The sequence below is a fragment of the candidate division KSB1 bacterium genome (genome assembly GCA_034506395.1).
In the GTDB taxonomy this organism is placed as follows: Bacteria; Zhuqueibacterota; Zhuqueibacteria; order Thermofontimicrobiales; family Thermofontimicrobiaceae; genus Thermofontimicrobium.
On record JAPDPQ010000007.1, the window covers coordinates 152,890 to 175,389 of the forward strand.

Genomic DNA, 22,500 nt, shown 5'->3' on the forward strand with positions numbered 1-22,500 from the left:
GCCTGAAGTCTTAAACTCACCAATATGAATAAATGCTCGGTTCAATTACCCAATTCAATATTGGCATCCCGTGAAAATTGGGTGTGAAATAAGATGATTTAAAAATTATTAAGCTTTGGTTTGAATTCAGTCATTGGCATAAGAATTGAAGGAGAGAGGGACATGAATCACCCTAAAAAAAGTGTAGCGATCTTGCTCGTCATGATTTTTATCTTTATCAATTGCGAACGCACCATGGAACTGCAACGAGCTGATGTTAGTTATGTTCAAGATCAATTAGCCAAATTTGCTCCGGTACGGATCAGTTATGACCGATCAATCCTCTCAGAGCGCGATCATCAGGTGGTGCTAAAATTAGTTGCGGCCGCAAAACTGATCGACCAGATCTTTTTAAGGCAGGTTTATGCGCATAATGAAGCGATCCAAAAGGCGCTATTAAAATCAAGACAGCCGCAAGATAGGGTCTTTCTAGACTATTTCAAGATTATGTACGGTCCGTTCGACCGTTTAGAGGAAAACAAACCATTTCTGGTCGCCACTCCCAAGCCGTTGGGAGCGAATTATTATCCAGAGGATTTAACCAAAGATGATTTCTTCGATTGGATAGCAAAACATCCTGAGGACAAGGAGGCATTTGAGAGCAATTTTACGATCATCCGGCGTTCTGGAGATCGGCTGGTTGCGATACCGTATTCTGAAGCCTATAAGGATTTATTAGTGCCAGCCGCCAAACTGTTGCGAGAGGCAGCGGATCTGGCTGACAATGCGTCGCTGAAGCGTTATCTCACCAGCCGTGCCGAAGCATTCCTCAGCAATGATTATTACCAAAGCGATATGGATTGGATGGATCTGGATAGCCCGATCGAGGTGGTTATTGGTCCTTATGAGGTCTATGAGGATGCCCTGCTCGGTTACAAGGCCGCGTTTGAGTCGTTTATCACCGTTGTCGATCCAGTTGAAAGCCAAAAATTGGCGACCATCGGTGGCTATCTGAATGCCATGGAACAGAACCTCCCTTATCCGGATCAATATAAAAATTTCGAACGAGGTCAGTCATCCCCATTTAAAGTGGTTCAAGAAATCTACACAGCTGGCGACACGCGCGCTGGAATTCAAACCATTGCGTTCAATCTGCCCAATGATGAGCGGGTCCGCGAGGCTAAAGGGAGCAAGAAAGTTCTGCTCAAAAATATCATGGCGGCCAAATTCGAGCAAATTTTGATCCCCATTGCTGAAAAAGTCATAGATGCCGAACAATTGCCCAATCTCTCTTTCGATGCCTATTTCAATCATGTATTGCTACATGAAGTCAGTCATGGCCTTGGGCCAGGGACACTCACTTTGCCCAGCGGAGAAAAAACTACAGTGAATAAAATGCTGGCCGAAACTTATTCCACGATTGAGGAAGCCAAGGCAGATGTGTGCGGCAATTACAATGTCCAATTTCTTATCGATAAAGGTGTATTTCCAAAAGCATTGGAGCAAACCCTGTACGTGACTTATCTCGCAGGCATGTTTCGCTCTGTCCGGTTCGGTATCGAATCTGCCCATGCTCGAGCAAATATGATCCAATTTAATTATCTGCTTGCCAATGGCGCTGTTGAATTCAATGATCAGAACCAAAAATTTCGCGTTAACCATGACCAAGTCAGATCGGCGATCCGATCATTGGCTCATGAATTGTTGCTGATTCAAGCCAAAGGGGATTATCAAAGAGCGAAAAAATTGATCGAGCAATATGGCGCTATGAATCCATCCTTGCAGGCGGTCTTGGCAAATTTAGGGAGCATCCCTGTCGACATCAAGCCAATTTACGAAATTGAAGCTATCGAGGGAAGCAGAATAAATATGTAATGACTTAAGGTCTGGACAATAGAAAAAAGGCTGGTGACGCTATCCATTCAGCGGGGCGATATCAGCCTTTTTTTATCCGTGGGTTCCGCTTTTTTGGTCAATGATCATTTCAGCAGTTCATCCCTTTGCGCGATTGATGAATTCAATACTTGTCAAAACCATTTGATTATGGAATTTGGATTGATCCTCCCACTAGAAAAAAATGCATGTTATTATCGAATCAAAAGCATCTTTTTCACATCGATAAATTGTCCAGCGCGCATCCGATAAAAATAAATGCCAGAGGCCAGATCGTTGGCATGAAAGTTTATCTGATAGGATCCTGCCTCTTTATGCTCGTTCACTAATGACATCACTTCCCGTCCGAGCAGATCGTAAATGATGATCGTTACCCATGATTTTTCAGGCAAGGCATACTCGATGGTGGTGGATGAATTGAATGGATTGGGATAATTTTGCGCCAGTGAGTATTCTTTTGGGATAGAATTTTGCCCCGGTTCGTCGATGGGAAGCGAGCTCTCCAGCCCAGCACCGATCATCAGGTCGCGCTTATCCCATGGATCGCCGTAATCGACGAAGTTGGTCCACCGATAGTTGGCTAAATTGTAATACCAGCTTCTGCCAGCGTGCGGAAATTCTTCGTCATATCCGATACTTGGCTCTTCGGCGGCGGTCCATTCTAGGCTGATGTAAAAATCCCCGGAAGTGATTTTCAAGTTGCGATTGGAAAGATCGATCTGATTCCAGCTATTGGGTTGCGGGGTGATGGAAATTGGCGCCGATAGGAGCGCTGTGCCTGGTGTGCCACTGACGCCATTATCGTCATAGATATTGAGTTTGAGCGATCGATTGGAATTGCGACAATAAAACGAAGCAAATTTTAGCACGGCGGGAAAGATAGTTGGCGTAAAGCGCACAGCCAACCGCTCGCCGATTATCGAGACACTGGCACCGCCCTCTGGCGTGCCATCATCATAATATAGCGCGGCAATGCGACGGGCCCGCAGCGCATCATATTTCTCTTTCGCACGCGCCGCAGACTGTCGCACCTCAGATAAATTGTTGCCAGCTACCAGCGCGATAGTGAACGCCGCTCGCTGATTCACTGACAGGTTCTTCTTCGGCGCTGCAAGCAAAGTCGATATATCGGCCTTGCCGATGCTGCCCATAATCCCAGGCGCATTCATAAGCTGAAACATGATATCATCGGGCAGATCGCTTTGCGGGTAAACAGATTTGCTATTGTCGATGATCTTGAACGAATGTGGGGATTCGCCCAATAACACGGTGCCAAGGCACGGATTGCCCGAGCTGCCGTTATCCCACACATAGGCCAAATTCAAATCGCTATCGAACTTCGCTTCATTGGTTTGATAATTTGGTTGACAGTCCCAATCCATATAAAAGCCTATTAGCAGATTGTTCAATGGAATTGGGCCAAGATTGTATATTTCGTAATCGAGGAGGATAAACTTATCGTATGGGCTGGTCTTCCAGGCATAGCTATGCTGATTGACCACAACGTGAGTTAATCCGTTCGGGGCAAGCAGGTATTTTTCAAATTGGGCATAGCCATATTGATCCGAATTCAAGGCCGGGGCAGTCATGCGGAACTGGCCGGTGGCAGTGGTGCGCCAGGTATCATCATCGCTGATTTCTAGATCACCATAGCTATCCGCCACATCCTTTGCCCAGACCCCGACTACCAGTGAGCCACCATAGCCATGGTCGTATTGGCTGGCGGCAGGGAATCGGAAGCCAGGATCAGCGCCGGACTCTTTTCCGACTGCGCCCCAATCGGATAGGCCACAATTGACCGAACCGATGTCATGCTGCGCGGTTGTTCCAGCTACGCTCCCTTCCACCATATCGATAGCTGCTTTAATATCCAGCTTTCCCCATCCCCAAGAAGCATTCCAGACCGATCCAGTATAGCTATCGGTCCAGGCGCTGTTGATCAATATTTCTTTAATTTGCTCTGGGGTCAGGGTGGGATTTTTTTGTAGTAGCAGCGCGATACTCCCAGCGACATGGGGTGCGGCCATACTGGTGCCCTGCATGATGACATGTAAGCCATCTTCCACAATTTTATTGGATTCTGGATTGCTGTCTTGCGATCGTGCTGAAGCAATGCCATGGCCTGGTGCAGCTAATTCAGGTTTGCGACGACCATCGCGCGTGGGGCCAGGACTGCTGAAATCCGAAATATCCCAGAGATTGGGATTGGATGTATATCGGATAATGTCCCCATTCTCAGCGGTCCAGCTTTTCTTGGTGCAATAGGAAGCCACGGTAATGGCGCGACGTGCTGTTCCTGGGATTCCAACCAACATGGTGTAATCGACCTGAGAAGTAAATTCCACTTTCCACGGCTGAGTCCAGGCATCGAATCGGCCGTTGGCAATTTGAACCCCAGTGAGGGTAAAGCTCCAGTTCCCAGGCGCTACTGGTTTTCCTGCATCGTCGTTGACTGCAATGATAAAATTATAATCCTGATTATACATATTTTTCGAGGCTGCTACTAACTCGATCCGGCCGCTATTCGTGTCCCAGCGCACACCACTATCTGTGCTGCCAGAGGTTCGTGCTGGGGTGGTATAACCATCGGGGGTGGTAATCGTCAAAGACATCCGATCGCTCCCCTCATGCCAGAGATTGATCCAGAAATCGGTCACGTTGCTTTTGACGGTGAAATCAACCGTGACGGATTTGCCGCGCTCAACTATGCCACTGGCGTGGAGCGGCTTACCGCCATCATTAGCTGCAGCCACGACTACTGCCTTGCCGGGTCCAACCGCCCCATCGATCGCCTGCTCATGCAATTCAGTCCCATCATGAGCCCCCCAATGGCCGCTCAGACTAAAATTGATGACCACAGGCCGGCCCAGTTGCTCAGCCTTGTTCATGATGTACGCCGTACCATTCACCTGATCGGTAGTCGAAAAACCATCCGCTCCGCCTTTCACGATGATCAGATCAGCCTGCGGCGCGATTCCAATGTAGCGCCCAGCATCGTAGCCATGGCCTGTCGCCGAGCCATCTCCAGCAGCGATCCCAGCGACATGCGTGCCATGTCCGCTAACATCTTTTTGTCGCACCAATCCAGTGGGACTCCCGTCGATCTCATCATTGATCTGCGCCTGGGTATATTCAGTGCCATAATTGAACCCAGCAGGATGCGGGCCGGCGTCATCCGTGACATCCCACAAGTATAAGATGCGCGATTTGCCTGAGTTGTCAATGAAATCCTCATGTCGCCAGTCGATCCCTGAATCGAATATGGCGACCAATACTCCATCTCCGCGATACGAGGGATTGCCATTGTACAATTTGTCCGCCTCAGTGGAAACGCGGCTCACATCCAGGCAAGGGGACAGAAATCGGGATGGCTCAATCCACTCAATGGCAGGATGGTTCGCCAAATTGATCAATCCGTCGCAGCTGGCGACGGCCGTTGCAATTGAACCAATTGTCGCCTGAATAATGACCCCTGGTACATGCTGGGGCGCAGCGGCACCATTAAATCGAAACAGGACATGGTATTTGATAATTTCCCCGTTGGCTTCCACCTTGTACAGATTGCGATATTTTTGCAATTGCGAAGGCTCTTTATTCAGTATTAATCGCAGGTCTGGCGAACATTTTTTAATCGCCTCATTTGAAAAATCTTGAGCGAGAATCATGCTGCCAGAAAATAAAATGATCAGAATCGCGCCAATCATTCGTTTAAGTTTGGCAGTCATAGCAGGTCCCTTTCATCAAATTATGGAGGATAGAATTCAGCTATAAACGGGTTTTTGCCCCATTTGCTGCTGGTTTGACTCTTTCTGATTTCACTATTAGCAGTAATTTCGAGCGATTATGAATTACATACGGCAGCTTCAAAGGTTCGCTCGGCCTGCGTGAATAGTTTGAGGCATACGCTAATAAATCTTCGATGAAAAATCAAGATAATTTTTTGAAATGGAAAAACAATCGGCAAATATTTTTGATCTGTGTCGAATATAGGCTTCTCGGAAATTTGGATCAATGCTGTTGAAAGTCAGAGTGGATCGTCGGCAATTGAGGACAGAGACGCGACTTAAATCTTTCCATTCTTTTTACCGATCAAGCAGGCATTGGTGTTTGATGGATTAGCCCCAGGTAGCGATAAAATTCTAAGGGCAATTCATGCTGATTGTCGTGATTCCCGCAACAAATCGCTATAAGAGCGTGCGATGAGCGCATCGGGATGGATGCCAAGCAGCTCGCGGTAAAAATTGCATTGTTGCCTTAAACGCTCTACACCAATTTCTCCAGTCAGATCGATCGCTTCAATCTCGATAAATGAGCCTAAGCCCTTCACCATATCGATGTGAAACTTCACGTTGTCAATAAAATAGATCTCCCGCTGTTTATCGACCACCACCAAGATACCCAACGCTTTGGCTAAAATTTGCTTCAAGGATGAATCAGGTTGGGGTTGGTATAAGGTGACGGCTGACTGTTTCGGTCCAGAGCGATCCTCCCGTTCGTAATGGATTAAATAATTTTCAATATCTCCCTCGCGCAACTTGAGCCTACCCATTGCACACTGAAAATAAGTATCGATCTGATGATCATTGCCGTGAAACTTGGCATGATGCGATTTTAAAATAGCCCGAATGCGGTCTGGATCATCGCACCGGGCCTTGATCTCAACATTAATGAAATTCATGAACAGTTTGCCAGTTAAATTGTCAAATTAATCAAAGTTCGCAGTTCGTCGCATCCAAAAGGAACAAAGATCTTGTAACATAGTGCAGTCAAGTGAGATTCTGAAGGTATTGACATCGCTAATGCGTTTTCAGTTCTATCAACACCATTGTACCAGTTTGAGGCTATTTCATGGAACGAATCCTCACCTCGATATCTTTTTCGGTTTTTAGCAATTCGATGAGCTGATTAGGATCTGTCGATCCGTAATGATATGGGTAGAGGATTTTCGGTCGAAACGCCTTTGCGGCATCGGCCACCATTTCCGGTGTCATGGTATACGGCAAATTCATGGGCAAAAATGCGATGTCAATTTTTTTCAGGGCTTTCATCTCTGGTGTGTTCTCGGTATCCCCTGCCACGTACACTCGTTTGTCCCCAAAAGTGATGACGTAACCATTGCCCTCACCTTTGGGATGGAACGGCTGGCCCGAATCTCTTTTATGAACGATGTTGTAAGCCGGTACCGCTTCAATTGTAATTGCACCGAAGGAACGAATTTGGCCGTTCTTCATTACGATTCCTGCGTTGATCTTTTCATAACATCTCTCCGTCACAATCAGCGTCGTGTGGTCGGTTTTGATCGCCTCAATGGCTTTGGGATCGAGATGATCACCATGTTCGTGGGTTACCAAAATCAGATCCGCTTTCGGAAATCGATTATAATCGGCCTCGCGGCTCACGGGATCCACATGAACGATCCTGTCACCGAATTTGAACATTAGCGTGCCGTGGCCAATAAAGGTGATTTCTAATTTGCCAGCCGATGTTTGGATTGTATCCGTCACAAACGCTTTTTGTGCCAAAGCTGGCAGTGATACCACCATCAGCAAAGAGATCATCAGTGCTTTCATGGTTCGCCTCCTAAAGATCATGCTATTGAATTTTATCCCTTCATCTTGCTTGCGTTTTTATTTGGAATATAGCTCATGGCGCGCTCAGCCATAGCTGTAATAGTCAACGATGGATTTACTCCCAAATTGGCTGGGATTGCTGAAGCATCGGTGACATACATGTTTTCGTAGCCAAATACCCGATGATAAATGTCGATGACACCATGCTCTTTATCCTTTCCAATGATGCACCCCCCAAGAATGTGGGCAGTCATGGGCATATTGAACAGCACTTCAGTGATCGCGTTTTGTGGGATGGCATTCATCCGCTTTGCCATGGCACGTAACGCTTGGTTCGCTTCTGGAATGTATGTGGGAATTTTTTTGCCTTCATTCCTCGATACTAATCCGGTGCGAAATAGCGCCCACCAGCGCCTTTTCCGCAAAACAGTGAGATGGTTATCCAGCGTTTGCATCACCAGCAGAATGACGCTATTGCGCCCCCAATTGATGGGGATCCGAGTGCGCAAAAATTGCAGCGGATGCCGGATCGAATTCCATAAAAATTTCAATGGACGAGGAATTTTGCCACCACCATCGGTCATCATGCCAGCGAATATCGCCATGATATCTGAACCTTTGGGATAGCGCACCAGTTCGATATGGGTATTATCATTCACGAACAAGCTTGAAGTAATCGATACGCCTAATGAGTGCTGTTGATTCCTTTTGGAAGTGACGCCGGCGAGCACCTCGCTATTGGTGCGCACGAAGTGTCCGAGTTTGTCAGAAAGCTTCGGCAGAGATCCGACTTGTTTACAGCGCCAGAGCAATTCTAAAGTCCCCATCACACCAGCCGCGAACACCACGCCTTTAGCGCGTAAGACGAGTTTTCGTTTAATGACGAAATCGGTCACTTTTTGCGCGGTGATGATATATTCACCGCTAGAATTTGGTTTAACATCGATGACTTTGTGTTCGGGGAGGATTCTGACCCCTAATCCCTCGGCCAAGTAGAGATAATTTCGGTCCAGGGAGTTTTTTCCACCATCGCGGCAGCCCACCATGCAGTGCCCTGTCATCGTACATCCAGTACGGGCTGGTCCTTTACCACCGAAATAAGGATCTGGTACCGTCACCCCCGGCTCGCCGAAGAATACACCAACCTCCGAAGGCTTGAAATAGGCCTCACGACCGATCTCGCGAGCGTAATCCAGGAGCATGTAATCTGTCGGCCAGAACTTTGGATTTGTCACAACGCCCAACATTTTCTTTGCGGTCTCATAGAACGGCATCAGCTCCGCCTTCCAATCTGGCACTAGCCCCCGCCATTGGGGATCGTTGAAAAAGCTGTCTGGAGGTACGAAGAGCGTGTTAGCGTAGACCAAGCTGCCGCCCCCAACGCCAGCTCCTCCAAGGATGACCACATGGTTCAAAAATTGAATGCGTTGAATTCCATAACAAAAAAATGCTGGCGCCCAGAGAAACTTCCAAAATGACCAATTGGTCTTAGGAAAATCCTTTGCCTGCCATCGCTTCCCACTTTCGATCACGCATACCGTATAACCTTTTTCAGCCAGCCGCAACGCCGCCACACTACCGCCGAAACCAGAACCGATTACAATAAAATCGTAAATCATTCCATTCCTCCGAGTTTCCATTTGGGGCATTTTTGATGCTTATTATGGATTCAGCAGCCGCGCTTTATTGGAGCTTTTGCGGTAACAACCGCTATTTTTGCCTGCAGCTTATGTGATTTCCAATATAACCCTGTTTGATCGACCTCTGAACTTTGGCATTGAATATAACAAATCTTTCTGGTTTTGTCAACGAAATATTCTTTGGTCGCGCTATCATCATCACCATTCAAAACCTTTGTCGGATACAGCCTCGTGAACTTTATTGGTCTTGTGCTTGACAATGGAAGATTTTTTTTGTATATTCATCGCCACGGTTTGACTGAGCAAAGATATCAAATCGCATTACGATAACCACGATTTACTTAAGTGACAAGGAAAACCCTATGGCAACGCCATTGCAACGATTTCTTGCCTGCATGGAGTACCAACCTTCTGACCGGCGTCCTAACCATGAGATGGGTATATGGATCCAAACCCTTGTTCGATGGCGAAAGGAGGGCTTTCAGTGCGACCCTGATTTTCCCTGGTTATGGTTCGATGGAGCGCCAGGTTTGGAGCTTGACCCGCGCGAGTATATCCCAGTGAACTATGGTTTCATCCCAGAGTTCGAACCCGAGGTCATCGAGGAAACCGATGAATATAAAATTGAGCGTGACAAATTGGGCATCGTTCGAAAAGAGCTGAAACAAGGCGAGGTCGACGGTTTTCGGTTATGCATGGATCAATATTTGAAGTTTCCCATTGAACGGCCAGAGGATTTTGCAGACATCAAACGCCGGCTCACTGCTGCCATTCCAGAGCGCTATCCTCGGGATTTAGACCAGAGGATTCAGCGCTGGCAAAAGCGGGACTATCCACTGGTGCTTGGGGAGAATTGTGCGGCCAATGGGTTCTACTGGCGGGCGCGGGAATTTATGGGCACGGAAAACCTATCATACGCCTGGTACGATTATCCGAAGCTGATGCACGAGATGATGGAGTTCTTTGCCGATTTCATCATTGAAACCAGTCGGCCAGTGTTACAAAAGATCGATGTCGAATATTTCACGCTCAATGAGGACATGTCCATGAAGACCGGACCATTATTGAGCCCAGAGACTTTCAAACGATTTATCTTTCCACATCTGAAACGCATGGTAGAATTTTTTAAGGGCCATGGCGTGAAATATTTTGCCGTGGATACCGATGGCAATCCCACCCAGTTGATCTCGCTTCTCATGGATGCTGGCGTCGATATCCTCTGGCCCATTGAACGGGCGGCAGATTTTCACCCGATCGAGGTCAGGAAACAGTTTGGGAGTTCCCTGCGCCTTTGGGGTGGTGTCGATAAGCGCGTTTTGGCGCAGGGCAAAACCGCAATCCAGGCTCACTTGCGAGAGCTCATCCCATTAATCGAGACCGGGGGCTATATTCCTACTGTGGATCATCTCATTCCCCCTGATGTGTCATGGGATAATTTTCGGTATTATATGGACATGAAATTGGCTCTATTGAGCGGAGAATTCGAGAAACTGGGGGCGTAACAAGCCAAATCATCGGATTAAGTTGTTTCATCCAAATTAAAAGTTGGAGAGATGATGTTTCATGAGAAGCCCTTCACTCAAGGATCCTTAGAAAAAGAATTCTTCATCGATTCGCTTGGTTTAATGGCAATATGTTGATCGGGGAATAAACGGAATCCGAATGATAATTCCGAGCTCACCCCTTTCGATGCAGAATGGACTTTGTTCTTTGAGGGTACACACTACCCAAAATCATCTGGGTGACTTCTTTTGCCGAATGCAATCTCTTATTATTTGAACTTCTGCGAATCGAAGAGATTCTTGGGAGAAGCATTTTGTCTCTTTCCGTGGAAAATTTTGGGAGGATATTCACTCTTCTGATTTCAGATGTTGCGCACCAAACTATTTGACCATTACCATCTTATTCCGCTTCACCAGTCCCCCTGATCTCAATTCATACAAGTAAATACCGGAAGGTAGCATCTGGCCATTCTCATCCCGTCCGTCCCAGTTGAACTGATAAGTGCCAGCAGCTTGATATTGTTCGTTCACGAGCACCCGAACTCGATGCCCCATCAAATTGTAAATGCATAATCGCGTGGCTCCTGGGCTGGCCAATTGATATCGGATCTGAGTTTGAAAATTAAATGGATTGGGGTAATTTTGAAATAGCTTGAATTCCATCGGCAATGGCACTTCGAAGTCACTGATGTCGGTAAGGATCACGATACCGTGATGCGATTTTACTGGAAGATCATTTACAAGGCTGCGGGTGAAAAGCAACTGGGTATGGAAGGTGCGGCCGCCGCCAGTGGTTAGCACCTTAAAATGCAGCTTCAAAACGACATTGCTGGAGACGATAGGATCTAATCCTGCCATGGCAATCTGCAGCTTGCCTGGCTGCCCTCCATTGTCCTCTACGATGAATTTTTTGCTGGCATCGGTTGGTTCGCACCATTGATAGGCGAGATAAGTCGTCTCATATTGGAGGCTGATCATCATTGAATAAAAAGCGCCATGGGCTATCTCAGCGCTCAGCGGGACAGTGATAAATTGGGCCCCTTGGTTTTCGACCTGACCCAATTTAAGGGAGATCCCGACGATTGTGCTGTCGCTGATTTGTGAGACGAGCGAATCCGAGCCCCAGTTGAGATCGACATCGCCAGAGATGTAAGCTTGAAAATGCTGGTTTATATTCTGATTCAGAACAAATGAGGTTTCTGCAGGGACGAAACGCCAGTGACCTGTCTGGCCAATATTATCGTTGCGACAGACAAGATAGCGCAGTATTGCCCTGGCATCGGAAACGTTTAAAGCCGCGTCATCAATTACATTTGCTGCTGAACGTTGCTCAGGATTGAAACGACGTGGATCGGCCAGGCCAGCCAAGACCGCTAAAACATCGCTGCAGCGAATCGCCTGGCGGATATCGCCTTGCTTAGCTGGCTGCAAAATGATTTTGCCGCTATCTACCCCAATAAATCGGAAATTGCCGTGAACGTCGGTGCTATCCCAATCGCTTTCCTGATCGATTTTCAACTCAATTTTTGCATTTGGCACTGGACGGTTATTCGTGAAATAAGTGACTGTTCCCTCCACGCTGTAAAGCTCCTCGCTCAACCGCAATCGAATGGCGGCACGAGAAGTGTCGGTGACTCGGCTGACTTGGTGATCATTATCCAACACCCACCCATAAATGCGCAAAACACCTGGTGGACTCTGAATGATATAATTTTTAGGCGGCGTGGGCATCCAAAAATCACCAGGAGCGGGCGGCAGGCCAGTCTCATTGATATGCCAACCCACGATCTGGCCATCGAAATCTGTCGCGGCCATATCGACCAGCACATTGCGGCTATCGGTGACCAATCGTGATCCGCTGCTATCTCGAACAACGAAGCGGGTGACCACAGGCAGCGCGCGAGTCAACTGGCCCGGCGAGCCATGACCAGCGCTGGCTTGCCAGTGACGGGGAATGGTATTGTCCAAGGATGGATCGAGTAACTCCAGCGTAGCTCCTTGACCGTTCGCTTCAATTGGCCACGGCTTCGCCACATCATAACGGACCGAATCGATCACATTGTCGATGAGATCGAGCAATCGGATCTCGTCGCCGGAATCGATGAAAGAAAAATTAACATCGCCGACCACATTTGCAACACCAGGAAAAAACGCTCGAAATTTATTTTTGTTCTGGCAAATGATGACAAATCCATTCGAGGGGATCGACGTTCCTGATGGAAGATAAAAATCATGACCCGATATCAAATGCTGAAGATGGCAGCCGCTTACATCAACAATTCGCGAAGTCGGATTATAAAGTTCCACCCAATCCTCAGTATTAAAACCTGGTCCGCTATGATAGTTGATTTCAGTGATGACCAATGGGAAAGAATTGCGCAGCCCTGGTGTTCCATGCCAAAGGCTGGCTTGCCAGCTTGCAGCGACTGTATTATTAAGGGTCGGATCGATCAACTCCAGAGTCGCCCCTTTCCCATCAGCCAGGCTCGGCCACGGATCGCGATCCCCAAACGACACCGAGTCTACTAACGCTCCCGATGCATGATACAATCGCACCTCATCCCCATCATTATTTAAGCTGAAATTCATATCGCCAGTGACCGTGGAGGCGCGAGGAAATAGGCGACGGAACGCCGTCATATCGCGACAAATGACCAAATAACCTTTGGGCGCGACCACTGTCCCCGATGGCACAACAAATTGATGGCTGTCGTCGCGATCTTTCAGAATCCAATTGCTGACATCGATCGATTGATCCGCTGGATTGTATAGCTCGATCCAATCCTCCGGATCAAAATTGGGCGCGCTGTTGTAATTGATCTCATTGATGACTAACCGATCCAGATGAACATTGGGTTTGAAGATGGGATGAAAACAATAATCGTGCTGCAGGGTGATCGTGATCGATTCCGATTTCGGGAGGGTCAAATCGCTCCAACTATTAAAGAGAAAGCCCGGCCCAGGCAGAGCAGTCACTTGCAAATCAAGATTTTTGAAATATCGACCTCTCCAAGGGAAATTGGATAACTTCAAGCTGTTTAGTTGGATTGCACCCTCACCACCGACTGGTTGATCGACGGTCAATACAACAGTTCCCTCGCTCCAGAGAGCAAATTCATAAGCGATGCGTTCTCCCACCCACTGCTTAATATATTCGAATTGGGTGTGTCGAGACAATGGGTGATAATTCGGGTCCTGTTCGAAATCTGGGATCACTCCAGCGGCATACTGAGACCAGATCTCGTTCCAGATGGCTTCATCCGCTGGATTATCGGTTTGAAAGGCCATATCGAGACGATCGATCAAATCGCTAATCTCGACTTGGGACCACCGGGAGTTGAACAGATCGGCCAATGTGTTATAGTAAAGGCGCTGGTATTCGGGCGTGTTTCGTAATAAATCGAAAGCGCGATTATGAGGGAACCAATTGCCAGACACGTGGCTATCCCAGCCAAAGCTCTCGTCGCAATCCCAAAGCAGAATGGTCCACTTGCTATTGGGTTGCTCGCGGTTCCGAATCAAATAATAGTTGATATCGTAGCTGTCCTTGTTATTGGAAAAACGGCACATCAGATCATAATAAAGAAACGAGGGGATGTCCAGCTTGCTGCTCAGTTCTTCATAACTTCGCTCTTTATTATTTAACCAAGATATCAGATCATTGAACGCATTGAAGTCGCCAGACTTTAGCTCGAAATATTGCCCGTTTTCATTATCCCAGGTCAAATTGCAATGATGTTCGATGCCAGTTTTAATGATATCATATTTGGCGTTGCTAAAGCGATTTTTCACCAACCATTGATCGATCCGTTCCATGGCGACATAAATCCCACGGTCCTGACCATTAATAAATAGCCGGACAAACGCTATTTGAGGGCTCACTGCGCCAATGCGACGCAACAAATGGAACGATAGAAAATTTCGGATCAGGGAAAAATCCGCGGCCATGCCGCTCAAATTGATCGAATGAAACGAATTCGGCAAGCCAGTTGACCTTGGGGCATTATAATCCTGGTCGAATAAATCATACTGAAGATTTTGAGCGACAAAATCTATTTGATAGGATTTTTTGGGTGAAAGCAAAGAATATCCGCCACGCATTGAGAGTTCAATCGGCAGATCGGCCTGGAGCACATGGTTGCTATCAAAGATTTTGAGTTGGCCAGAAATAGCACCGTGAGGTTCGCCTGGCTGAGGCCAAGCGTAGATACGATCATGCTCTCTCTGGTCGCAGATAATATCAATAAAGGGCATAGAGTTGGCGACATCGATCAGATAGCAGCGGCTTTCCACCACACTGGTTTGATATTGGCCGGTGGAAATTTGTTTGCGGCACATGGCGCGAACAACCGTAGGGGCATCGATATGGATGGGCGTACTATATTTGGGGCTGGATGCTGTGGGCAGGCTGCCATCCAAGGTGTAATGGATTGCTGCTGCGGGATCATCCGAACGCAATTCGACAGCAATTGGCCCTACGTAAAATCCGTCGCCGAGCGAAAATTCAGGAGGATTCAAAGTTGTAGTGGCCACGAAATGATTTGCAGCGCCAGGCGTTGGCCCATTCGTGCCAGGCTCATAAAACACCCAGGAATTATCCCCGTCGGAACGCCGTCCAAATGAGACGTCGGTCCGCTGTGGGCCAAAGGTAACAGAATCAATTAGCACACTCCCCCCATAGAGACCGAGCTGTTCGCCATCTTTATCCAGCTTAAAATTAGCATGGCAGCCTGACTGGTTGGTCTGATCATCCGCCCAGACCAATAAATAACTTTTGGCGTGCAAGGTGATATTCGGAAATGCCCATTTTTGGGGATTTGCCAGATTATCTGTCAAAAAATACCCACTCAGATCGATATCAAAAGTTTCCCCATTGAAGATCTCGATCCAATCGTCAAATTCTCCGTTGCCATCAGCAATAGTCGAACTATTGGATGCCATGAACTCATTGATATATAGCCGCGGCGATTGCGATTGTGCCTCGTTCTCGCTCAAAAAAATCAAAAGAAAGAAAATGAATGAAGCGATAACGCTTCGCTCTAATGCTTTCATAATGAACCCCCGCTTATGAAATTTGATTTTCATATCTGGGGTTGATGCAATAATTAAGCCAGGAGTGCTGGCAAATGAACATGAAAATGAACCCAAATCATTTCATCCGACGATCTCTATGTCGAAAACCTCTCGCCACTGGAGAACAAGCGACTGTTGATTTTAGAAATGATATAATAAGCCTATTTTGAAAAATGCTAATAACGTCAATTTGATCCTCTTTTCCTGGCTGGATGCAAATTCGAGTTCATTGGTTTGCCTTTGTATAACTAATTTGGATTTGGACAGTCCGATTTAAAAAACGTCCTTCTGGCTTTGCATTACTGAATAGTGGATTTAATTCGCCGTAACCCAGAAAGCTCAATCGCTCTGCCGGAATCTTCATTTGTTTCAGGGTATTATAAGCCATTTTTGCCCGCTCGGTGGAAAGTTTCATGTTATATTCTTCGCTTCCGATATCATCGCAATAGCCGAAAACTCTGATTTTTGCATCGGGATGTTCCTGGAATCGGGTGAACACGCGTTGCATCAGATATTGGTTGCTTTCACTCAATTGAGCTGAGTTGAAATCGAATAGCACCAAACTGAATTTTTCATACAAAGTATCCTGTTGAGCTTCAAATTGAGCAGATGCTTCGCTCTTTTGGACAATTGGGATCCTGTGTCTCGGGCTATTAAAAATGTTTCCGTCCTGATCCGTAATGCGGATAGCATATTCGATGTGATCCAAATCACGAATTTTTTGCCCGCGAAGATCGATCCAGTTCCAATTGATGCTGGTTTTCGGTTGATCGAACAAGATTTTGATCAAAGGATCCTGGTCGTGATAAGCCGCAAATTCCCAGCCCTGCAATCCCTCTGGGGCGTTAATCTCGGTGGCAAAGAGCCCAATCTCTGGCCGATAAACAAATTCTGTAATCTCAGATCGAATGGGTCGTAAAATGGCAAACTGATTCGAAGTGATTTCTACGCGTCGATTTTCCGCCTGCCCTTCAGGGGTGGTCAAACTGGACCTTTTGTTTGGGAGGTTTTGCGCTCGAATCGTTATCCGACTGGGCTGAATCCCCCAGATTTCCTCTAAATAGCGGCTTACTGCTTCGGCCCGTTGCCGTGATAGCGTTAGATTATTTTTCTCGGCCCCTACATCCATATTACATCCTGTGATGGTCAATTTTGCGGTGGAATCATTGCGCGCTCGACTACCGACAACGTTCAAAAGATGATAATATTTTTCCAACGGTTGCTGAATCTTTGTTTCATCGAAATCTCTTGTCTCATTTGGGCTAGAGAATAAATGATATCGGCCATCGATCTCAGCTGAATTGCTGTCAAAGAACACATAGTTTAGCATTGGAAATTCATCGACAATCTGCCGGGCAGTGATAAAAAGGCTATCACCTTGAAATATGATCTTCCCTGATGGTGCTATGGGGAAGCGGTATGTGACTTGAAACTCGGTGATGATTTCTTTTGAAATGGCATCGAACACTGGCATGAGATCGCCCGCTTTCTCAGCGCGGAACACCTTGCCTCCAGCACCAGCAGCGACAACGCGTCGAAGAATCTCGTTGAGCTCCCGCGAATCGCTATAATCGACACCATAAATCGGAACACCTGCCGCAGCCGCCTCTTTCACCACCCGATTTAGAGCAAATTGGCTCCCAAGGTCCTGACCATCACTAAACACCACCATCACTTTGAGCAAATTTTGGGGCAAGCCCTCAAATCTCTTTAATCCGACCAACATCATATCATACAAGTAAGTTCTGGATGTCAGGCCTTTCGATCGGTAATTCCACCGAATAAAATCCATCGCTTTTTGAATGTCGCTATAAAAATCTGAGCACTGAACATTCAGATTTTGATTGTCGATCTGCACTACAAAACGGCTATCTTTCTTTTCTGTTTCGTCAAACATCACTACGCTGATGCGGCTCTTATCGCGCAGCTTGGACAATAATAATTGAACGCTAGAAAGAAGTTCATTTACCGAACCAGACATGGAGGCACTGTTATCCAACGCCAGCACCACATTCAGGTTTGTCTCCACAGTCGCCTGGAGCGGGGTAACTTTGATGATTTTGGCCTGCTCATTGCCTCGAGAAATCGCAATCTGATCAGATGAGAGCTGGTCGATCGGATTTCCGTCCTTATCCATTACCCGCAGGATCAGATTATTCGTATCGCGCTGTACAAATCGAATGCTGCCAATCTCGCGCTGAGTGTTTTTGATCATTACTTGCAGCGAATCTGGTTGATCTGCAAATAGATTAAAACAGAAGATAAGGAGTATGAAAAATAATATCGCTGCACGAGACAAGGGCTTCATAATAGGTCCTCCTTGGTATTTAGTCATCGGTGGTTGGGACTCGTTTTTAATATAGAGACTTTTTTTTAAATGTCAAGTGATATTTTATAGTTCGTAATTATTTGCTTATATTTTTTCTTTGTCAGGCTTCATTAAAATTTTGAATAGCAAATCATCGATCGACATTTGCATTGCAGAACTAAATTTCCTTTACCAAGTGTAATAAGACAAATTCATGCTTAAGAAAAAATGAGACATTCAAAATTTTATCCCTTCGAGTTTTTTTGCCATATTTTTTGGCGAGTAAAATAGGGAGCTATTTATTTAAATGTGAACGAAGAATTTTGGTCGGTTTATGAAACGTAACATCAGAGGTAGTTGCCAATGAAACGATTTATTTATTTCCTTTTGATATTTTTTCTCTGTCAATTTTCTCTTTCAGCTCAAACTGTTACTATTGCGAAGCACCCCGCGATCACTTCACATTTGCAATTATTAACCACCTGGATTGAGGAGCAACGGGCATATTATGGCTGGCCTGGAATTGCTGTGGGAATTGTATACGATCAGGATTTAATCTGGTCGGCTGGATTCGGTTTTGCCGATCTGGAAAAAGGGTTAGCGATGACGCCTGAAACCGTGTTTCGGATTGCCTCGATTACCAAGCTGTTTACCTGCACTGCTATGATGCAATTGCGCGATCAAGGCAAATTAAGACTCGATGACCCAGTGCAAAAATTTCTGCCCTGGTTCAAAATCCAAAATCCATTTTCGAATTCACCAGCCATTACCATTCGACAATTGATGACCCATACTGCCGGCTTGCCGCGCGAAGCAGCTTTTCCATATTGGACCGATCACCAGTTTCCCACCTTAGAAGAAATCATTCAAAAACTACCCAATCAGGAATTGACCTATCCTCCGGAAACCCGATGGAAATACTCCAACCTCGGGATCGCACTGTTGGGTGAGATTGTTGCTCGAGTTTCGGGTCAGGATTATGCGGGTTATATCGAAAAGAATATTCTTCATCCGTTAGGAATGAGCAGCTCCAGTGTTCAACTGACAGATGAGCTCCAAAATCGGCTTGCCACTGGTTATGGCCGACGGTTGCCCGATGGCACGCGAAAGATTATGCCATTGACCGATGCAAAAGGATTGACACCTGCAGCGAATATGTCCTCGACGGTTAAAGATCTCGCCAAATTCATTGCATTGCAATTTCGGGAGAGCGATCCCAATAACGATCTGGTGCTCAAAGCCAATAGTCTGCGCGAGATGCAGCGCATCCATTGGCTCCAGCCCGATTGGGAAAGCGGCTGGGGCTTAGGATTCAGCATCACGCACCGCAATCACCGAACCTTTGTCGGTCATGGTGGCTGGGTGGCCGGCTATCGCAGCCAGCTCTCTTTCTGTCCAGAGGACAAAATCGGGGTTGTTGTGTTTATCAATGCCGAGGACGGTTCGCCCAGCTTCCTTGCCAATCATATTTACGATACGATCGCCCCAGCCATCCGAGCTGCAACGAAAATCCAGCCATCAACAACCCCTCCTCCAAGTGAGTGGCAAAGTTATCTGGGGAGATATAGCGATCCCACGGATTGGGAATATGAGGTGATGATTTTGAACGATCGCTTAGTGCTCTATGGTTTTGACTACCCTCCCGAAGACGACCCGATGGCTGGGATCATCGAGCTTACCCCCATTGCCAAGCACACTTTTCGAATGACTGGTGAAAATGGTAATGGTGAAAAGTTGATCTTTGAATTGGGGACAGATGGAAACGTTCAGCGCGTCAAAATGGGCGAAAATTTTATTTATCCGATCAAACGATGAACCGCAAAAGCGTGGAGCAATTGATGAACTCATCATTTGAAATTGGTCAGGCTCAGCCCAGCGATATTCGCTGGATCGCAGCAGCTCAGGTAGCCATGGCAGCTGAAACCGAAGGAATTGTACTTGATCCGACGCAAGTTGTGCAAGGCGTTCGATATATTTTCGACCATCCAGAGCGCGGTTTCTACATTTTAGCAAGAGCTGATCAGCAACCGATCGGATGTCTATTAATCCTGAAAGAGTGGAGCGATTGGCGCAATGGCGATGTGTGGTGGATTCATAGCGTCTATGTCGATCCATCTCATCGCAAGCGAGGCGTTTTTAAGCAGATGTTCCAGCATATCGAGCAACTCGCGAGAAGCTCTCAAATCCGAGGAGTGCGGCTCTACGTAGACAAACGCAATGTCAGCGCTCAAAAAGTTTATAAAAAATTAGGGATGACAAACGAGCATTATGAGCTATTTGAAAAGATGTTTTAAATGGCGACACTGGGTTAGAATGGGAGATTCGAGCCGAATTATTAAGTGATCAGACAGAGAAGCAAATATTCATTCTTAATGATGATTTGCGAAGGATAATTCCCCATTGGTCAACAGGGCATAACATAGCGATGGAGCGAAATCCCCCCGATTTCGCTCAATATTGCAGCAAAGTGCCTTATTGTCATAGTCAACTGCTACAAAATTGGTGATTGCTCAATGCCAGAAAATAGTTTCGTTTCAGCCGTAGTAACAACTGAGCATTTGCTGAAAGAGTTTGGTTTGCCAGATCGTTGGCATGAGTGGCCCATGGACCCATTTTCTATTTGTTTCAAATTGCGATGAGTACCAACCCGGTAATCCCAGCGCCAACCCCTATTAAAGTGATGGATGATGATCCTTCTTTTAAAAACAGAGCGCTATAACTAACAAAAGCCAAGATACAGATTCCAACGGCCAAAGGGAAAACCATGGAGAGCATCTGGTATTTCTCAAATATGTCCATAGCGCCGAATAGGGTGATCGGGCTGACAAAGACAATCATTCCTGAGAGCGATCCCAGCATTATTGTGCCGCGATCAAGTCGACCACGCGTCGCGATAAGAACAATAAGATAGCTGATAAAAAAACCACTGTTCAATAGGAAGCCGCGTAGGTTGGCCTTATCATCCCAGTTCGGCCAGAAGTTTGGGACCAGCGTAACGGTCTGGTGAATGCCCAAAACCGCAAAGGCGGCCAGGCTTAGCGAAAACCAGATGATCCAGGAACCCCCGGCGCGACTAGGCTCTCTGCGATCACCCATTCCAATTGCCAATACGCTGATCAAAATAATAAAAATACCTAATTGCTTCATTCCGGTCAACGGTTCGTCATGTGCCAAAACGCCAAACAAAAACGGGATAATGAAGGCAAATTGAGAGATGGTCCAAACGACTCCGTGATGCCCAATACGCATCGCCCGGTGCAAGAGGATCACCCCTAAAGTCCCAATCGCACCAGAGGATACCATCGCAAGTATGAGCTCAGGCAACCGGGCGACAGAGCCATTAAATATGAGCATTGGTCGACTCTGAAATATCCCGAACAAAACAGTACCAATAAAAGTCGACACCGACATGATGGCAAAAAAATTCAGCGATTTTCGGACTGCGTAACTAAATATGATGCCATTGCCGCACCATAAAATACCAGTCAACGCAATTAACGTGATTCCTTCGAGCAAATTTTTCTTAACCCTTTCATAAAATAGATGGCAGCTCATCCAGATAAAAAATTAACAAATATCGCTTTCCAATACAGAATTTCAGGGAAATTATAAAAGCTCTTCTTTATGAAAAAAGGCAATGCCGCGAGAGCAGTTGTTCCAGGCGAACCTGATGGTTTTTGAATCATGAAATGTCTTTGAATCCATCCCAATAATTCATCAACCAGATAAAGGAAGGTTACCAATTTTCTCAAGCGGTTCCACCATCGGACATTTATCTTGTATCATCACCTGAGGTCTGGCCCAGCGGACGGCATTGGTGATGACTCTTTGAATTTCCGGTTGATGATAAATCGGGTACGTTTCATGCCCTGGGCTGAAATAGAAAATCTGGCCATGTCCCCGCTCCCAGCAGCAGCCGCTGCGGAATACCTCGCCACCTTGAAACCAAGAGATAAAGATCACTTTATCAGGCTCAGGGATATCAAATCGCTCCCCGTACATTTCTGAATGAGGAATCTCAATATAATCGCCAATTCCTTGGGTAATGGGATGTCCCGGCGCAATATTCCACAATCTTTCTTTTTCACCGATTTCCCGCCAGCGCAACGAGCAATTGGTTCCCATCAGCGCTTTGAAAATTTTCGAATAATGCGCCGAATGGAGCACGATCAAACCCATGCCTTCCAAAACCCTTCGTTGTACCCGCCTGGCGACCTCATCGCTCACCTGCTGATGCACTTTATGACCCCACCAGATCAGCACATCCGTTTGATTTAAAATCGCTTCAGACAGCCCATGCTCGAGCTGATCCAGCGTGGCGGTTTTTACGGCAATATCCTCGTGAGCCGATAGAAATCCAGCTATGGTTTGATGCATGCCATTGGGATAGATTTTGCGGACATTTTCGTCCTGGCGTTCGTGGATGAACTCGTTCCAGATGGTAACGTGGATTTTTTTCGTCATAATAATTGCTCGTGTATTGATAATAAAAAAGCCAATTAAAAAGTAAGGTGATTAAAATAAATTGAGGGAGA

At 46.5% G+C, this 22,500-nt stretch carries 12 protein-coding genes; 4 read left to right on the forward strand and 8 right to left on the reverse strand.

The genetic code is table 11. The annotated features are described in order from the left end of the window. Window positions 1-162: 162 nt before the first annotated feature. The gene (locus tag ONB37_06815) at window positions 163-1,854 is read left to right on the forward strand and encodes a peptidase (protein MDZ7399854.1); all 1,692 of its coding nucleotides are present in this window, start codon (window positions 163-165) and stop codon (window positions 1,852-1,854) included. A gap of 212 nt (window positions 1,855-2,066) precedes the next feature. Here the strand turns inward: ONB37_06815 and ONB37_06820 are convergent, their stop codons facing one another. The 4 genes from ONB37_06820 to ONB37_06835 all read right to left on the reverse strand — a co-directional run bounded on the left by ONB37_06820 (window position 2,067) and on the right by ONB37_06835 (window position 9,061). Then, entirely contained in the window at window positions 2,067-5,597 is a 3,531-nt protein-coding gene (locus tag ONB37_06820) for a S8 family serine peptidase (GenBank protein ID MDZ7399855.1), read from the reverse strand. A 425-nt stretch (window positions 5,598-6,022) separates the two neighbouring features. After that, the gene (locus ONB37_06825) at window positions 6,023-6,550 is read right to left on the reverse strand and encodes a class IV adenylate cyclase (GenBank protein MDZ7399856.1); all 528 of its coding nucleotides are present in this window, start codon (window positions 6,548-6,550) and stop codon (window positions 6,023-6,025) included. Window positions 6,551-6,713: 163 nt separating this feature from the next. Beyond that, on the reverse strand, window positions 6,714-7,442 hold the full coding sequence (locus ONB37_06830; GenBank protein ID MDZ7399857.1) for an MBL fold metallo-hydrolase: 729 nt from the start codon (window positions 7,440-7,442) through the stop codon (window positions 6,714-6,716). A 32-nt stretch (window positions 7,443-7,474) separates the two neighbouring features. Next, window positions 7,475-9,061 (reverse strand): GMC family oxidoreductase, encoded by a 1,587-nt coding sequence (locus ONB37_06835; GenBank protein ID MDZ7399858.1) that lies wholly within the window; start codon window positions 9,059-9,061, stop codon window positions 7,475-7,477. Between the two features lie 383 nt (window positions 9,062-9,444). Here ONB37_06835 and ONB37_06840 point away from each other — a divergent pair, with 383 nt between their 5' ends. Further along, entirely contained in the window at window positions 9,445-10,584 is a 1,140-nt protein-coding gene (locus ONB37_06840) for a hypothetical protein (GenBank protein ID MDZ7399859.1), read from the forward strand. A 381-nt stretch (window positions 10,585-10,965) separates the two neighbouring features. Here ONB37_06840 and ONB37_06845 read toward each other — a convergent pair whose 3' ends face one another. After that, window positions 10,966-15,636, reverse strand: coding sequence for a lamin tail domain-containing protein (locus ONB37_06845; GenBank protein MDZ7399860.1), 4,671 nt, complete (start codon window positions 15,634-15,636; stop codon window positions 10,966-10,968). Between the two features lie 247 nt (window positions 15,637-15,883). Then, window positions 15,884-17,965 carry an OmpA family protein gene (locus ONB37_06850; protein MDZ7399861.1) on the reverse strand — a complete coding sequence of 694 codons (2,082 nt, stop codon included), beginning with the start codon at window positions 17,963-17,965 and terminating at the stop codon, window positions 15,884-15,886. Window positions 17,966-18,328: 363 nt separating this feature from the next. Here ONB37_06850 and ONB37_06855 point away from each other — a divergent pair, with 363 nt between their 5' ends. Continuing rightward, a complete protein-coding gene (locus ONB37_06855; protein ID MDZ7399862.1) occupies window positions 18,329-19,780 on the forward strand; it encodes a beta-lactamase family protein in 1,452 nt (483 codons plus the stop codon). A 23-nt stretch (window positions 19,781-19,803) separates the two neighbouring features. Further along, window positions 19,804-20,259: a GNAT family N-acetyltransferase gene (locus ONB37_06860; GenBank protein MDZ7399863.1), complete on the forward strand. Its 456-nt coding sequence runs from the start codon at window positions 19,804-19,806 to the stop codon at window positions 20,257-20,259. A gap of 331 nt (window positions 20,260-20,590) precedes the next feature. Here ONB37_06860 and ONB37_06865 read toward each other — a convergent pair whose 3' ends face one another. Both ONB37_06865 and ONB37_06870 read right to left on the reverse strand, forming a co-directional pair. Beyond that, window positions 20,591-21,481: a hypothetical protein gene (locus ONB37_06865; GenBank protein ID MDZ7399864.1), complete on the reverse strand. Its 891-nt coding sequence runs from the start codon at window positions 21,479-21,481 to the stop codon at window positions 20,591-20,593. Between the two features lie 201 nt (window positions 21,482-21,682). Further along, window positions 21,683-22,429 (reverse strand): ThuA domain-containing protein, encoded by a 747-nt coding sequence (locus ONB37_06870; GenBank protein MDZ7399865.1) that lies wholly within the window; start codon window positions 22,427-22,429, stop codon window positions 21,683-21,685. Window positions 22,430-22,500 lie beyond the last annotated feature (71 nt).

Bases quoted from the DNA above. Each gene is read 5' to 3' on its own strand.
- ONB37_06815 (MDZ7399854.1), top strand. From the start codon at position 163: ATGAATCACCCTAAAAAAAGTGTAGCGATCTTGCTCGTCATGATTTTT.
- ONB37_06820 (MDZ7399855.1), bottom strand. From the start codon at position 5,597: ATGACTGCCAAACTTAAACGAATGATTGGCGCGATTCTGATCATTTTA.
- ONB37_06825 (MDZ7399856.1), bottom strand. From the start codon at position 6,550: ATGAATTTCATTAATGTTGAGATCAAGGCCCGGTGCGATGATCCAGAC.
- ONB37_06830 (MDZ7399857.1), bottom strand. From the start codon at position 7,442: ATGAAAGCACTGATGATCTCTTTGCTGATGGTGGTATCACTGCCAGCT.
- ONB37_06835 (MDZ7399858.1), bottom strand. From the start codon at position 9,061: ATGATTTACGATTTTATTGTAATCGGTTCTGGTTTCGGCGGTAGTGTG.
- ONB37_06840 (MDZ7399859.1), top strand. From the start codon at position 9,445: ATGGCAACGCCATTGCAACGATTTCTTGCCTGCATGGAGTACCAACCT.
- ONB37_06845 (MDZ7399860.1), bottom strand. From the start codon at position 15,636: ATGAAAGCATTAGAGCGAAGCGTTATCGCTTCATTCATTTTCTTTCTT.
- ONB37_06850 (MDZ7399861.1), bottom strand. From the start codon at position 17,965: ATGAAGCCCTTGTCTCGTGCAGCGATATTATTTTTCATACTCCTTATC.
- ONB37_06855 (MDZ7399862.1), top strand. From the start codon at position 18,329: ATGAAACGATTTATTTATTTCCTTTTGATATTTTTTCTCTGTCAATTT.
- ONB37_06860 (MDZ7399863.1), top strand. From the start codon at position 19,804: ATGAACTCATCATTTGAAATTGGTCAGGCTCAGCCCAGCGATATTCGC.
- ONB37_06870 (MDZ7399865.1), bottom strand. From the start codon at position 22,429: ATGACGAAAAAAATCCACGTTACCATCTGGAACGAGTTCATCCACGAA.